The 14,000-nt window shown below is 66.1% G+C and carries 13 protein-coding genes; 7 read left to right on the plus strand and 6 right to left on the minus strand.

Annotated elements, in window-relative coordinates; translation table 11 throughout:
* Positions 1-114 precede the first annotated feature (114 nt).
* The 3 genes from glmU to WJ542_RS04690 all read left to right on the plus strand — a co-directional run bounded on the left by glmU (position 115) and on the right by WJ542_RS04690 (position 4,310).
* A complete protein-coding gene (gene glmU, locus WJ542_RS04680) occupies positions 115-1,476 on the plus strand; it encodes a bifunctional UDP-N-acetylglucosamine diphosphorylase/glucosamine-1-phosphate N-acetyltransferase GlmU (RefSeq protein ID WP_411188224.1) in 1,362 nt (453 codons plus the stop codon).
* Positions 1,477-1,548: 72 nt separating this feature from the next.
* On the plus strand, positions 1,549-3,369 hold the full coding sequence (gene glmS, locus WJ542_RS04685) for a glutamine--fructose-6-phosphate transaminase (isomerizing) (protein WP_411188225.1): 1,821 nt from the start codon (positions 1,549-1,551) through the stop codon (positions 3,367-3,369).
* 188 nt (positions 3,370-3,557) lie between these two features.
* Entirely contained in the window at positions 3,558-4,310 is a 753-nt protein-coding gene (locus WJ542_RS04690) for an SIR2 family NAD-dependent protein deacylase (RefSeq protein ID WP_411188226.1), read from the plus strand.
* Between the two features lie 391 nt (positions 4,311-4,701).
* On the opposite strand, the gene WJ542_RS04695 is transcribed toward WJ542_RS04690, so the two are convergent.
* From WJ542_RS04695 to WJ542_RS04705, 3 genes are all read right to left on the minus strand, one after another.
* A complete protein-coding gene (locus WJ542_RS04695; protein WP_411190477.1) occupies positions 4,702-5,628 on the minus strand; it encodes a DMT family transporter in 927 nt (308 codons plus the stop codon).
* 269 nt (positions 5,629-5,897) lie between these two features.
* Entirely contained in the window at positions 5,898-6,182 is a 285-nt protein-coding gene (locus tag WJ542_RS04700; RefSeq protein ID WP_411188227.1) for a hypothetical protein, read from the minus strand.
* 113 nt (positions 6,183-6,295) lie between these two features.
* Entirely contained in the window at positions 6,296-7,066 is a 771-nt protein-coding gene (locus WJ542_RS04705) for a Mut7-C RNAse domain-containing protein (RefSeq protein ID WP_411188228.1), read from the minus strand.
* A gap of 99 nt (positions 7,067-7,165) precedes the next feature.
* Here WJ542_RS04705 and WJ542_RS04710 point away from each other — a divergent pair, with 99 nt between their 5' ends.
* Positions 7,166-8,038 carry an NAD(P)-dependent oxidoreductase gene (locus WJ542_RS04710; RefSeq protein ID WP_411188229.1) on the plus strand — a complete coding sequence of 291 codons (873 nt, stop codon included), beginning with the start codon at positions 7,166-7,168 and terminating at the stop codon, positions 8,036-8,038.
* 38 nt (positions 8,039-8,076) lie between these two features.
* Here the strand turns inward: WJ542_RS04710 and WJ542_RS04715 are convergent, their stop codons facing one another.
* Entirely contained in the window at positions 8,077-9,372 is a 1,296-nt protein-coding gene (locus WJ542_RS04715; protein ID WP_411188230.1) for an MFS transporter, read from the minus strand.
* A gap of 94 nt (positions 9,373-9,466) precedes the next feature.
* Between WJ542_RS04715 and WJ542_RS04720 the strand changes: the two genes are divergently transcribed.
* Positions 9,467-10,375, plus strand: a complete 909-nt coding sequence (locus WJ542_RS04720; protein ID WP_411188231.1) for a LysR family transcriptional regulator — start codon at positions 9,467-9,469, stop codon at positions 10,373-10,375.
* Positions 10,376-10,534: 159 nt separating this feature from the next.
* Complete coding sequence (locus WJ542_RS04725) at positions 10,535-10,900, plus strand: response regulator (protein ID WP_411188232.1); 366 nt, start codon at positions 10,535-10,537, stop codon at positions 10,898-10,900.
* A gap of 270 nt (positions 10,901-11,170) precedes the next feature.
* On the opposite strand, the gene argC is transcribed toward WJ542_RS04725, so the two are convergent.
* Complete coding sequence (gene argC / locus WJ542_RS04730) at positions 11,171-12,118, minus strand: N-acetyl-gamma-glutamyl-phosphate reductase (RefSeq protein WP_411188233.1); 948 nt, start codon at positions 12,116-12,118, stop codon at positions 11,171-11,173.
* A 276-nt stretch (positions 12,119-12,394) separates the two neighbouring features.
* Entirely contained in the window at positions 12,395-12,943 is a 549-nt protein-coding gene (locus WJ542_RS04735; RefSeq protein ID WP_411190478.1) for a YbhB/YbcL family Raf kinase inhibitor-like protein, read from the minus strand.
* Positions 12,944-13,286: 343 nt separating this feature from the next.
* On the opposite strand from WJ542_RS04735, the gene WJ542_RS04740 reads away from it, so the two are divergent.
* Positions 13,287-13,985, plus strand: a complete 699-nt coding sequence (locus WJ542_RS04740; protein WP_411188234.1) for a response regulator — start codon at positions 13,287-13,289, stop codon at positions 13,983-13,985.
* Positions 13,986-14,000 lie beyond the last annotated feature (15 nt).

Genomic DNA, 14,000 nt, shown 5'->3' on the forward strand with positions numbered 1-14,000 from the left:
CCCGGCCCGCGCACAAAGCCTTGTCAAACAAGGCTTAACTGACCGCTGCGGCGCGTTTTCCGGACAAACCCGCATGCTAGAATCGGCAGCTTCAAATTCCTGTTCGCCGATGCCATGAACATCGTGATTCTGGCTGCGGGCATGGGCAAGCGCATGCACTCCGCGCTGCCCAAAGTCCTGCACCCGCTGGCCGGCCGGCCGCTTCTCTCGCACGTCATCGATACCGCCCGCATGCTTGAGCCCACGCGACTCGTCGTCGTGATCGGCCATGGCGGCGACGCGGTGCGCGCAGCCGTCGCCGCGCCCGACGTCCAGTTCGCGGTCCAGCACGAGCAGCGCGGCACGGGCCACGCTCTCCAGCAGGCGCTGCCGTTCATCGACACGAGCGTGCCCACGCTCGTGTTGTACGGCGACGTGCCGCTCACGCGCGCCTCGACGCTCGAACGCCTTGCCGCAGCAGCAGGCAAGGACGGCTACGGCGTGCTGACCGTCACGCTCGACGATCCCACCGGTTACGGGCGCATCGTGCGCGACGCGGCGGGCCAGGTCGTGCGCATCGTCGAGCAGAAGGATGCGAGCGAGGCCGAGCGCCGAATCGCCGAAATCAATACGGGCATCGTCATTACGCCGAGCGCGCCGCTTGCGGGCTGGCTCGCCGCGCTCAAGAACGACAACGCGCAGGGCGAGTTCTATCTCACCGACGTCGTCGAGCAGGCCATCGCGGCGGGACACCCGGTCGTCACGGCTCAGCCCGACGAAGAGTGGGAAACGCTCGGCGTCAACAGCAAGCAGCAGCTCGCCGAACTCGAACGTGTGCACCAGCGCAACGTCGCCGAGGCGCTGCTCGTGGCGGGCGTCACGCTCGCGGACCCGGCGCGCATCGACGTGCGCGGCACGCTCCAGTGCGGGCGCGACGTGTCGATCGACGTGAACTGCGTGTTCGAAGGCAACGTGACGCTGGCGGACAACGTCACGGTCGGTCCGAACTGCGTGATCCGCAACGCCGCGATCGGCGCGGGCACGCGCATCGACGCCTACACGCATATCGAAGACGCGACGGTCGGCGAAGCGGCCGTGCTTGGGCCGTATGCCCGTCTGCGCCCCGGCGCGAAGCTGGCCAACGAGGTTCATGTGGGCAACTTCGTCGAGGTGAAGAATGCGAACATCGGCACGGGCTCGAAGGCCAATCACCTGAGCTATGTGGGCGATGCGGACGTGGGCGCCGGCGTGAACATCGGCGCGGGCACCATCACCTGCAACTACGACGGCGCCAACAAACATCGCACGGTGATCGGCGACAACGTCTTCGTCGGCTCCGACACGCAGTTCGTGGCACCGGTGCGCGTAGGTAGCGGCGTGACCGTCGCGGCCGGCACGACGGTGTGGAAGGACGTGGCCAACGACATGCTCGTGCTCAACGGCAAGACCCAGGTCGAGAAGGCCGGCTACGTGCGGCCCGTCAAGAAAAAGAAGTAATGAATTGCAGCAGCCGGTAGCGCGCCATCGCAGCGCAACCGTACAGCCTCTCTTTGCAAAGGATCGAAATCCATGTGCGGCATCGTCGGTGCAGTAGCGCAACGTAACATCGTGCCCGTTCTGATCGAAGGACTGCGGCGCCTCGAATATCGCGGCTACGATTCGTGCGGCGTGGCGATCGTCACGTCGGCCGGACCTCAGCGCGTGCGCAGCGTCGCACGCGTGGCCGAGCTCGACGAGCAGGTGCGCGAAGCGCGCTTCGAAGGCGTGACCGGCATTGCCCACACGCGCTGGGCCACGCACGGCGCGCCGACCGTGAACAACGCGCACCCGATCTTCTCGCACGAAGCGCTGGCGCTCGTGCACAACGGCATCATCGAGAACTACGAAGTGTTGCGCGAGGCGCTGCGCGCGAAGGGCTACGAGTTCATCACGCAGACCGACACCGAGGTGATCGCGCATCTGATCCACAGCCTCTACAAGGGCGATCTGTTCGCCGCCGTGCGCGAGGCCGTGCGGCAGCTTGCGGGCGCCTATGCGATCGGCGTCGTGCACAAGGACCAGCCGCATACCGTGGTGGGCGCGCGCGCGGGCTCGCCGCTCGTGGTGGGCTACGGCGAGGCGGGCGAGAATTTCATCGCCTCGGACGCGCTCGCCATTGCCGGCAGCGCGAACCGCATCAGCTATCTGGAAGAGGGCGACGTTTGCGAGATCACGCTCGAAGGCGTGCGCATTGCCGACCGCGAAGGCCATATCGTGATGCGCGAGGCGCGCGAGGTGCAGGCTTACGGCGCCGCCGTCGAGCTCGGCCCGTATCGCCACTACATGCAGAAGGAAATTTTCGAGCAGCCGCGTGCCATCGGCGACACCATTCCGGCCGCTGAGTCGTTCGAACCGGAACTGTTCGGCGAGAACGCGCGCGAGGTGTTCCAAGGCATCGACAGCATCCTGATCCTCGCGTGCGGCACGAGCTATTACTCGGGCCTCACGGCCAAATACTGGCTGGAGTCGGTGGCGAAAATCCGCACCGAGGTCGAGATCGCGAGCGAGTACCGCTACCGCGAGTCGGTGCCCAATCCGCGCGCGCTCGTCGTGACAATTTCTCAGTCGGGCGAAACCGCCGACACGCTCGCCGCGCTCAAGCACGCGCAGTCGCTGGGCATGCAGCACACGCTCGCGGTGTGCAACGTGGCCACGAGCGCGATGGTGCGCCTCACCGAATTCAGCTTCCTTACGCACGCGGGCCGCGAGATCGGCGTGGCTTCGACGAAGGCGTTCACGACGCAGCTCGTGGGCCTGTTCATTCTCGCGGTGACGCTCGGCAAGCTGCGCGGCCATGTGAGCGCCGAGCAGGAAGCGCAGTACCTCAAGCTGCTGCGCCATCTGCCGGCCGCGCTCAACGGCGTGCTCGCGCTGGAGCCGCAGATCATCGCGTGGTCGGAGGAATTCGCGCGCAAGGAGAATGCGCTGTTCCTCGGCCGCGGGCTGCACTATCCGATCGCCCTGGAAGGCGCGCTCAAGCTCAAGGAAATCTCGTACATCCACGCGGAGGCCTATCCGGCCGGCGAGCTCAAGCACGGGCCGCTTGCGCTCGTGACGGAGGCCATGCCGGTGGTGACGGTGGCGCCGAACGACACGCTGCTCGAGAAACTCAAGTCGAACATGCAGGAAGTGCGCGCGCGCGGCGGCCAGCTCTATGTGTTCGCCGATGCCGACACGCACATCACGAGCGAAGACGGCATTCACGTGATCCGCATGCCGGAGCACTATGGGCTGCTCTCGCCGATCCTGCATGTCGTGCCGCTGCAGATGCTCGCGTATCACACGGCCTGTGCGCGGGGCACCGACGTGGACAAGCCGCGTAACCTCGCGAAGTCGGTGACGGTGGAGTGAGTTGGGTTCTTGGTCGGCGATGAGTGTCGATAGGTGGTAGCCAGAAAGGGCGCTGAAGCAGTCTTCAGCGCCCTTCGTGTTTCTGGGTTGCCTCAGGGTGTAGCGCCGCGTGCGAAGGCTGCCCGAGGCGCGAGGCGCGAGGCGCGAGGCGCGAGGCGGCATCATAATGGCGCCGATCAGGCAAGGAGATGAAATTGGCCGAACAGCAGCGAGAACGGGCGCCGCGCCTGTATGTGTTTTCCGGAGCGGGACTTTCCGCGGAGAGCGGCATTTCCACGTTCCGCACGGGCGATGGCATCTGGTCGCACGCCAACCTCGACGAGGTGTGCAACTACCTGACGTGGCGTCGTAACCGGCCGGCGGTATTCCGCTTCTACAACCAGCGCATCAGCGAATGCGCGGGCGCGCGTCCCAACGACGCGCACCGGCTGCTCGCCCAATGGCAGGACACCTGGGGCACGGAGCGCGTGCATCTCGTCACGCAGAACATCGACAACCTATTGGAGCAGGCGGGCGCGCGCCAGGTCACGCACCTGCACGGCGACATGATCTCGCTGCTTTGCACCGACTGCGACTATCGTTTCCCGGCGAGCGGCCCGGGGCTGGATCCGAAGGCGGCCTGTCCGGCGTGTGGCGAAGTCGAGGGCGTGAAGCCCGGCGTGGTGTTCTTCAATGAAGCCGCGCCCGAATACGAGACGCTTTGGCGCATCCAGGAGGCCATGACGCCCGACGACCTGTTCATCGCCGTGGGCACCGCGTTCGAGGTGATTCCACCCGAGCGGCTATTGCCGCGCGAACGGCTTGGCGAGCACCCGCGCAATTTCGTCGTCGACCCGGCGCCGCGCCGGACGGAATGCTTTGGCGTGGTGGAGCGCAATCCGGCCACGCTCGGCCTGCGCAACCTTGCCGATACCGTCGAGCGCATGATGGCGGGCGGCTAGAACGAACAGCCCGGGGTTTCTTCTTCATCGACGCTGCGCAGGTGTGCAGCACAGGCACGCAGCCAATGCCGCGCGCGTTATGGGTTTGTATACCCATCTATATGTATACGTAGTAACAGTTAACAAAGCGGGGCATTTACTGTGGACAACGTCCGAAATACCTGCCGGTTCAAAACGATGCCGAACGAATAGCCATGCGGACAAACTCTGAATGTCGCGCGGGCTTCAGGGATAACTTTTGGGCATCTCTCGTGAGTGCGGCAGTTATCAAGAAGTCCTCCACAGGACGTTCGCCAGGTCATCCCCAGCTTGTCCAGAAGGTGCCGTGGATAACCCCGCCTGATCCGCCCGTGCGCGACGGTCGATGCGTGCGTTACGAACCTGCGGACGATCAGGCCGGTTCCGCCGGCTGCGGTTGCGTTGCCGGGTGCTTCTCGTGCGCTTCTTTGTCAGTTTCGGGCTGGCGGGACGGCAGCAACTGGCAGACGAGCAGACCGGTCAGCATCAGCGCACAGCCTGCGAGTGCACGCGACGTGAGCGTTTCGCCGAGCGCGATCCATCCCGCGAGGGCCGCGAATACGCCTTCCATGCTGAAGATCACCGCCGCGTGGGCGGGTGCGGCGTCGCGCTGCGCGACGACCTGGATCGTGTAGCCGACGCCCACGGAAAGCGCGCCGCCGTAGAGGATGGCCGGCGCGGCGCGTACGAGGCTCGCGAGCGGGAGCGGTTCGCAGGCGAGGCCGACGAGCAGGCAGGCCGCACCGCAGGCCACGAACTGCACGACGGAAAGCACGAGCGGATCGTGACGCGGCGCGTAGTGGCCCACGAGCATCACCTGAATCGAAATGATGATCGCGCAGCCAAGCTGGTACGAGTCGCCATACATCACCGAAAAGTGATCGTTGATGCTCAGGAAATAGAGCCCGACTGCGGCCAGCCCGGCGCCGATCCAGGTGCCGGGGCCGGTGCGATGACGCAGCAGCACGCCCAGCAGCGGCACGATCACGACATAGAGCGAGCTGATGAAGCCGGCATTGGCGATCTTCGTATAGCGCAGGCCGATCTGCTGGAGCGAGATGGCCACGGCCAGCATGAGCCCGAGCAGGCAGCCCGAACGCAGCAACCGGGCATCGAAGAGCGCTGGCGGCGCGGTCATGGTGCGTCGCGCCGTGGTGCGGCGCTGCGCGAGCACGAGCGCCGACACGACGGCGGCGCCCAGCAGAAAGCGCAGACCGGTGAAGAGGAATGGTCCGATGGCGTCGAGGCTCAGTCGCTGGGCGACGAACGCCGAGCCCCAGATCATGGCGGCGGCCAGCATGAGCAGGTTGGCGCGCAGGTGTTGGCGGGAAGCGGATTTCAGGCGGGATTTCAAGCGGGTTTCTCGTTCTGCGAAGACGGCTGCGGGACCGCTCCCGGTGGCGGGAGCAACGGTCCGTATGCGATTTGCCGGGAAGACGAATCCAGATCGTATCCGAACTGAAAGCCAATTGTCTTCCGCCAGGCATCGCGCAAAAAAAAGCCAGAGCAACGCTCTGGCTTTTTTCGCAGCCGCGTCTTGCCGGCGCGACCGGATTGCTGCGATGACGCTCAGGACGCGTCGTGCGCGAGGCCTGCTTCCAGCAGCTCGGTCAGCAGCCCGTTCAGGCCGCCCGGATGGCTCTCGGCACGCGACTTCAACTGCGCGACCAGATCGGCGTTGAGCTTGCAGGCGAACGGCACAAGCCCTTGCGCCTGGTCGAGCTTGCGGCGCTCGCGGCGGTCCAGCTCGGCCGGCGCCGAGCCCTTGCCGAAGCGATCGGGCCCCGCCTGCTTCGTCGATTGCATCAGTTTCAGCGCCTTGTTCTTCTCAAGGTCGGTTTTCTTCATCGCCATGTTTGCGGCTCCGGTATTGGGCAGTGGCGCGCATTGTACGCATTCGCGCGACAGCGTCCATCGCTATGTTCATTGCCGTCGCCGCCCAAGGATGTCGGCAAATCAGGGGCAAGTCAGGGGCGGGAAACGACGGACGCGGCGTGTCCGTCAGCCGCGAGGCCGTCCATCAGTGCGCGCATGCGCCGCCAGTGCGAACCTTCCCAGAACACGCGCCGGCAGACGTCGCAGGTGACGAAGCGCGTCTGGCGCTCGAATACGCCCTCCGGCACGCGCTCGCGGGCCTCGTCGCGATCGATGGCATGCAGCGGCGCGTTGCACGACAGGCAGAGCCGGAATGGGCGCGCGCTGGCGGCAAGGTCGAGCCGCTCGAAGATCTCGCGCAACTGTATCTGGGGCTTGAGCGCGCGCACGTAGCAGCCGTGCGTGATCGTGCGGCGCTTGAGCAGTTCGCGGTCGCGGGTGAGGACGATGCGATGTTGCGCGGCGGCCAGCGCCTCGATCTCGTCGTCGGGGTAGTTGTTGTCGTACAGCGTGTCGAAGCCCGCCAGCCGCAGCAATTGGGCCAGACCGCCCAGATGCGCGTCGGCGACGAAGGACGGTTCGCGCAGCGGCGCGGCCCGCACGCGCAGCAACGGACGGATGTCGAACGCCTCGAACTTCGGGTAGACGGCAACGCGGTCGCCATCGGCGAGCGGATGGTCGAAGCCCACGGATTCGCCGTTCACGAGGATCAGCTCCACTTCGGTATGCGGTACGCCAAGCGCCTCGATCATGTGCTTGGCCGAGGCGGCGCGCGCGCACTGCCAACTGAACGAGCGCTGGCGCAGCGGCCGCGCAAGGAAATCGTTCAGCTCCTCGTAGAAGCGAAAGGTGGCGGTGACCATGCGGTGAGTATCGCACCGACCATCGGCGTCCGGGCGGCCGTCTGCAGCGCGCGGACGCCTATGCTTTACTTGCGCGTTCCCAACATGAAGGAGGATGTAATGGATATCGGATTCATCGGTCTTGGTGAAATGGGCAGCGCGATCGTCGCGAATCTGCTGAAGGCGGGGCACCGGGTGCGAGTCTGGAACCGCACGCCGGAGCGCGCGCGGCCGCTCGCCGAGGCGGGCGCGCAGATCGTCGCCACGCCGGCCGAGGCTTTTTCGGGCGACGCTGCTTTTTCGATGCTCGCCGACGACGCGGCGCTGCGCGAGGTGTTCGGCGCGGCGTTGCTGGACGCGGCGCCGCGCGGTCTCGTACACGTCAACATGGCGACGATTTCCGTCGCGCTGGCCGGGGAGCTGGCGCGCGAGCATGCCGAGCGGGGGTTGCGTTACGTGGCGGCGCCGGTGATGGGCCGCCCCGACGTCGCGAGGGCGGCAAAGCTGACGATCATCGCGGCCGGCGACGCCGAGGCGGTCGACCGCGTGCAGCCGCTCTTCGACGCCGTGGGGCAGAGGACCTGCCGCATCGGCTCGCTGCCGCAGCAGGCGAACGTGATGAAGCTCGCGGCGAACTTCATGCTGGGGGCTGCGGTGGAGACGCTCGGCGAGGCGGCGGCCCTGCTCGCGGGGCATGGCGTGGCGATGCGCGACTTTCTCGACATGATTACGGGCGGCCCGTTTCCGGGACCGGTTTACGCGGGCTACGGAGCCATGATTGCGGAGGATCGTTACGAGCCCGCGATGTTCAAGGCCCGACTCGGTCTCAAGGACGTCCGGCTCGCGCTGGCGGCGGCGGATGCGGTGTCCACGCCGATGCCGGTGGCGAGCGTCGTGCGTGACAGCTTGATCGAAGCCGTTGCACACGGCGACGGGGAGCGCGACTTTGCGGTGCTCGGTAAGGTGGCGGCGCGGCGCGCAGGGCGGGCGTGAGGCCCGCCGTCTGGCGCTGAGCGGTATTGAGCATGCCGCTACGTCCCGACCCGGTTGGTTCGCCCCACGATGCCATACAGGAACGCCCCCCCGGCAAACGCCGCGCCCACGGCGCACACGCCGGGCCATTGCGCGAGGGCCCAGCCGACGCCTGAAAGCGCGGCGCCCAGCGCGCCGCCAACGAAAAACACACCGACGAACAATCCGTTCAGCCGCCCGCGCGCGGCGGGATTCATGAGATTGACGGCGCGCCGGCCCAGCGTTTGATCGATCACGACGCCGGCGTCGAGCGCTGCGCCGCCGATCACGAGCGCGGCGAGCGCGAGGCGCGGGTGCGCATGGGGCGAAAATCCGAATCCGCCCGCTCCGGCCACGGCGACCAGCACGAGCGCAGCCAGCATCAGCAGATGCGCGAGGCACAGGGCGGCGCGACCGTGCCCGTGGTCGCCGGCCCGCCCGGCGAGCGGCGTGACAATGGCGCCGCTCGCGCCGGCGAGCGCGAACAGCGCCACACCGTGCAGGCCGAAGCCGAACGGCGCCTGGGCAAGCCGCAGGCCAATCGACGCCCAGAACACGCTGAACGCGCCCATCGCGAGGCCGGCCGAGATCGCGCGCCGTTGCAGGACGGGCTCGGTGGCGAGCAGCGTCCAGAGCGAGCGCAGCAACCCGGTATAACGCGTATGGGCGTGCGGCGTGCGCAGCGGCAGGCGCAGCGCGAGCACGGCGGCGAGCAGCGCGTCGATGAGTGCGGCCGCACCGTAAAACGCACGCCAGCCCATCGATCCGGCGATCAAGCTCGCGAGCGGCCGCGAAAGCAGGATGCCGAGCATGAGCCCGCTCATGACATTGCCGACCGCGCGGCCGCGCTGCGCTTCCGGCGCCATCGAGGCGGCCATCGGCACGAGCATCTGGATCACGCTGGACGTGGCGCCTGCGAGAAATAGCGCGGCGAGGCACGCCCAGGCGGAATGCGCGAAAAGCGGCACGGCGAGCAGTGCGGCACAGGCGAGGAGCGTGCGCACGATCAGGCGGCGGTTCTCGATCAGATCGGACAGCGGAACGAGCAGGACGAGGCCGGCGGCATAGCCGAGCTGCGGCAGCATCGAGATCAGGCCGGTCAGTGCGTGCGGGACCTGCAGCGAAGCGGCGATAGGCCCGGTGAGCGGCTGCGCGGCGAACAGATTGATGACGATGAAGCCCACGGTCGCGCTGAAGAACAGCGTCATCGCCGTGGTCAGCTGGCCGGCGTGGAGTTCGTCTTGCTGATCGGCGTGCGGTTTGTCGGTGGCGACGACGGCACAGGAAGGGGACGAAAGCTCGGCGAGGCGAGTCATGTTGGCGCTCCGGATGAGACGGTTTCGCCTATCCTAGAAGCCGGAAGGTTATGCGACAATTGAAATATCTTGATATTAATTATGCGAGATTGTTTTGAACACGCGTGATCTGCAAGCCTTCGTGGCTGTGGTGGAAAGCGGCTCGATTGTCGGCGCCGCCGAAAGGCTTCATCTCACCCAGCCCGGGCTGACGCGCCGCGTCCAGAGTCTGGAAAGCACGCTGGGTCTCGCGCTGCTCGACCGCCAGGCCAAGCCGCTCAAGCCCACCGCCGCAGGCCGCGAGGTGTACCGTCTCGCGCGCAACGTGCTGGGTGCCGTGGACGAACTGCTGGCCGTCGCGTCGCCCGAAAGCGAGCCGGCCGGCGAACTGCGCATCGGCGTGCCGCCGTTTCTCTCCGACCTCGCGCTCGAACAGCCGCTCGACCGCCTGCGCGGCGCTTTTGCGAAGCTCACGCTGCGCGTGACGGCGGGCTGGTCGCCGGGATTGCTGCAGTCGGTCGAGCGGGCCGAAATCGACACCGCCGTCGTGCTGATGCCGGGCGACAGCGCGCTGCCGGAATCGCTCGAACGCACACGCCTCGCCTTCATGCCGACAACGGTGGTCGCGTCGCGCGCGCTGGGTTTGCCCAGCGATCCGGTCACGCTGGAAGATCTGGCGTTGCATCCGTGGGTGCTCAACCAGGACGGCTGCGGCATGCGCTCGGCGCTCTCGCGCTCGCTCGCGCGGGCCGGGCTGCCGTTCAACGTGGCCGTCGAGGCATTCGGTTCCGATCTGCAGCTTTCGCTCGTGGCGCGCCAGCTCGGCATCGGCATCGTGTCGCCGCACGTGCTGGCGCGCAGTCCGTTTCGCGATGCGCTGCAGGCGATCGACGTGGTCGATTTCGATACCGGCGTCGACGCCTGGCTCGTGCATCATGCGCTGCCGGGGCGGCTTGTGCGGGCCGTCGCGCTATTGCGCGATTCGCTCGTCGAAGTGCTGGCGGCGACCGGGGTGCCGACGTAACAATCCTCATATGACTGCGCGTTGACGCACGATGCGCATCGAAGCGGGCGGCCACAATGACCATAGTGGAGGCGTTGGGCGCCGCGCCGGACGGCCTGAACAGGCCGGCATGACAAAGACACAGAGCGCGACAGTTCTGCATGGGATGGGAGACGGGGGATGGACAAGCGCATCCTGATCGCCGACAACGACGAACAATCGCTGACGGAGCTAGGTACGTTGTTGACCGATCTCGGCTACGCGACCTATGCCGCGCGCACGCTCGACGATACGCTGCTGGCTGCCGCGCGCTTCACGCCCGACGTGGTCATCGTCGCGCTTTCCTTGCTGGAGGAGGAGCCGGCAACCCTCGTACGGCGCCTTCGCGACGCCTGTGGTGCCTGCGCGCCGCTTTTGATCGCGCTGACCGGATGGCCCGACTCGCGCCACCGCGACGAGGCGCTCGCAGTGGGCTTCGACGTGCATCTGGTGCGCCCGGTGGGGCTCGATCAGCTGACCTTTATTCTTTCGATGATCGGCAGCTAGACGAATGTTGTAAATTTACAACAAATACGGGGCGTACTAGGGTGCGTACTACTTTACATGTTGCATTGCATCACCTAGGCGGCTATACTTGTTTCTGTCTCCTCCATGTCTCCTCTGATATGGATTAAGCCCGCCTCTTTGGCGGGCTTTTTTTCGTCCCTGCATTTTGCTTGCTTTGCGCGCCAGGCCGAGACAGGCATAAAAAAACCGGAGCGCGAGGCTCCGGTTTTGCGTGGTGCCCGCCGCATCAGGCGAGCGGTGGCGTGTCGCTCATCCCTTGAGGCCGGCGTCTTCCGCTGCGCCTACCGCGAGATTCATACACTGGATCGCCGCGCCCGAAGCGCCCTTGCCGAGGTTGTCGAGGCGCGCGACCGTCACGAATTGCTCGTCGTTGCCGAACACGAAGAGATCCACCCGGTTCGTGTCGTTGTTCGCCTGAACGTCGAAGGCGCCGCCATCGAGGTTTTCCTCGGCGTTGAACAGCGCCACGCGCACGAACGCCTCACCCGCGTAGTACTCGGCGTAAAGCGCCAGCACGTCCTCGGGCTTCGCGCCGCGCGTGAGCTGCTTCGGCGAGAAGTAGGTCGTGACCGCGAGGCCCTTGTAGAACGGGCCGACTACCGGCGTGAACACGGGCGTGGACGAAAGTCCGCCGTGCGACTTCATCTCCGGCAGGTGCTTGTGCGTGAGGCCGAGCGCGTAGGGGCGCGGGCTCATCAGCTTCGGGTTGCCGCCTGCTTCGTACTCCGCAATCATTTTTTTGCCGCCGCCGCTGTAGCCGGTCAGCGAGTAGGCGTGCGCCGCGAAATCGGGACCGACGAGGCCGGCCTCGACGAGCGGACGCATCGCCAGCACGAATGCCGACGCGTGGCAGCCCGGCACCGCAATGCGCTTCGACGTGCGCACGCGCTCGCGCTGCTGGCGGGTGAGTTCGGGCAGGCCGTAGGCCCAGTCGGAGCTCGTGCGGAACGCCGTGCTCGCGTCGATCAGCACGGTGCGGTCGTTCTCCACCAGCGAAGCCGATTCGCGCGAGGCGACATCCGGCAGGCAGAGGAACGTCACGTCGGAGGCGTTGATGAGACGGCGGCGTTCTTCGACGTCCTTGCGCTTCGCTTCGTCGATCCGCAGGATTTCGACGTCGGCGCGCGCTGACAGGTATTCGAAAATCTTCAGGCCGGTCGTGCCTTCCTGTCCGTCGACAAAAACTTTCGTGCTCATCTCGATCTCTCTGAACGCGGGGTGCGCAGTTAAATGGGCCCGGGGCGCGCGTGGACAACGGGGGATCCGCCCAGCGCCGGAACGTTATTCTAAGACTTCGGACGCGCCACCGTGCGTGCCGGCGGGAAAAAAAATCGGGAGTAACCCGTACGGGCGGGAACCGCCGCGGCTCACGGCTTTGCCGGAGCCCGCAACGAGATGATGCGGCCGTCGTGTGACGGTTATGCGGTGGCGTTTTTGCTGGCGGGCAGCCTGGCCCGGCCCGCGTCGTCATGCTCAGCGGCCGTAGCTGACGGTGAGCTGCGCGCGGCCGAGCGCAGCGCCGTCTATCTCGTGATCGAACATCTCAGCCGGACGTCCCTGTTCGAGCCCCGCTATTTTGTCGGTGCCGATGGCGTAGACCGTGATCACGTACCGGTGCGGCTTGCCGGGCGGCGGGCAGGGACCGCCATAGCCGCCGGTGTTGAAATCGTTGCGCGCTTCCACTGCGCCGAGCTTCGCCAATGCGCCGGACCCGCTCGCGTTTTCCGGCAAGGCCTTCACGCGGGCCGGGAGGTTCGCGACGGCCCAATGCCACCAGCCGCGGCCCGGAGCGTCGGGGTCGAACATCGTGATTGCGAAACTGCGTGTGCCTTCGGGCGCATTGCGCCACGAGAGCTGCGGCGAGCGGTTACCGCCTTCACAGCCTTCCGCGTTGAAGACTTGCGCGGTGGCGACACTGCCGCCGTTCCCGAAGGTTGTGCTGGAAACCGAAAACGCACCTTCGGCATGCGCCATGCCGGCGGTATGCAGGGCAGCGACGAGCAGGACCAAACCGCGCGCCATGCCATGCCGGCGACGGGCGAGCGGGACCGTGATCGCGACATACGGGCAAGCCATCGGATGGTTTCCTGTATTTTTTCGAGCCGTCCAGGCATTTCCTGCGAGGCCGATTCGAATTGTGCTCCGAATTGAACTCGATCAAATATAGCGGCATTTCAGGGCGAGGCTTCGCCACATCGGTCGTTGTGGGGTAGAGGACATCGGCTATAGTCGCGTGCGCCCTCGTCTGCCGGTGAGGATCGCGGGCAGTGTCGGGCAGAGGCCTGCTGCATGTCCGTGAGGGTACGCCAGAACAAAACAAGCAGGCTTGCCCGAAAGGAGCACAGGCCTGCCGAGAGGAGGGTGAATGCAGCAGCCAATCAGGATCGTAGTCGCGGACGATCATCCTGTTATCTTGTTCGGCGCGGAACAAGCGCTCCTCAAATTTCCGGGTGTCCAGGTCGTCGCGCGCGCACGCCAGTCCACCGAGCTGATCAAGGCGCTGCTGACGACTCCGTGCGACGTGCTCGTGACCGACCTCGCCATGCCCGGCGGGCAGTTTGGCGACGGCTTGCCGCTGATCGGTTATTTGCGCCGCAATTTTCCCGATATTCCCATCGTCGTCTTGACGATGCTCGAGAATGCCGCCCTGCTCAAACGACTCGGAGAGCTGGGCGTGATCGCCGTCGTTCACAAGTCCGACGACCTGGGCCACATTGGCCTCGCGGTGCAACAGGTGAGCCGCGGCATCGAATACATGAGCCCGCAGGTGAGGGCGGCGCTCGAATCGCTGCGCCTGAACAGCGGCGGCAAGACCGACGAAGTGCTCTTGTCGAGGCGCGAACTGGAGGTCGTGCGGCTTTTCGTGTCGGGCATGACCATCAAGGAGATCTCGGAAAAGCTCAACCGCAGCATCAAGACCATCAGCACGCAAAAGAACACGGCCATGCGCAAGCTCGGGCTCGACCGCGACTCGGAGCTGTTTCAGTACGCGCAGAGCAATGGCTTGCTGAACCTCTCTTCGCATGTGCCAGACACGCACCACGGTGTCGAAGCTTCGCATTGACGCAGCGTTGCGCCG

The organism is Paraburkholderia yinzeri (assembly GCF_046581065.1).
Taxonomy (GTDB): Bacteria; Pseudomonadota; Gammaproteobacteria; order Burkholderiales; family Burkholderiaceae; genus Paraburkholderia.

Bases quoted from the DNA above. Each gene is read 5' to 3' on its own strand.
- glmU (WP_411188224.1), top strand. From the start codon at position 115: ATGAACATCGTGATTCTGGCTGCGGGCATGGGCAAGCGCATGCACTCC.
- glmS (WP_411188225.1), top strand. From the start codon at position 1,549: ATGTGCGGCATCGTCGGTGCAGTAGCGCAACGTAACATCGTGCCCGTT.
- WJ542_RS04690 (WP_411188226.1), top strand. From the start codon at position 3,558: ATGAAATTGGCCGAACAGCAGCGAGAACGGGCGCCGCGCCTGTATGTG.
- WJ542_RS04695 (WP_411190477.1), bottom strand. From the start codon at position 5,628: ATGCTGGCCGCCGCCATGATCTGGGGCTCGGCGTTCGTCGCCCAGCGA.
- WJ542_RS04700 (WP_411188227.1), bottom strand. From the start codon at position 6,182: ATGGCGATGAAGAAAACCGACCTTGAGAAGAACAAGGCGCTGAAACTG.
- WJ542_RS04705 (WP_411188228.1), bottom strand. From the start codon at position 7,066: ATGGTCACCGCCACCTTTCGCTTCTACGAGGAGCTGAACGATTTCCTT.
- WJ542_RS04710 (WP_411188229.1), top strand. From the start codon at position 7,166: ATGGATATCGGATTCATCGGTCTTGGTGAAATGGGCAGCGCGATCGTC.
- WJ542_RS04715 (WP_411188230.1), bottom strand. From the start codon at position 9,372: ATGACTCGCCTCGCCGAGCTTTCGTCCCCTTCCTGTGCCGTCGTCGCC.
- WJ542_RS04725 (WP_411188232.1), top strand. From the start codon at position 10,535: ATGGACAAGCGCATCCTGATCGCCGACAACGACGAACAATCGCTGACG.
- argC (WP_411188233.1), bottom strand. From the start codon at position 12,118: ATGAGCACGAAAGTTTTTGTCGACGGACAGGAAGGCACGACCGGCCTG.
- WJ542_RS04735 (WP_411190478.1), bottom strand. From the start codon at position 12,943: ATGGCGCGCGGTTTGGTCCTGCTCGTCGCTGCCCTGCATACCGCCGGC.
- WJ542_RS04740 (WP_411188234.1), top strand. From the start codon at position 13,287: ATGCAGCAGCCAATCAGGATCGTAGTCGCGGACGATCATCCTGTTATC.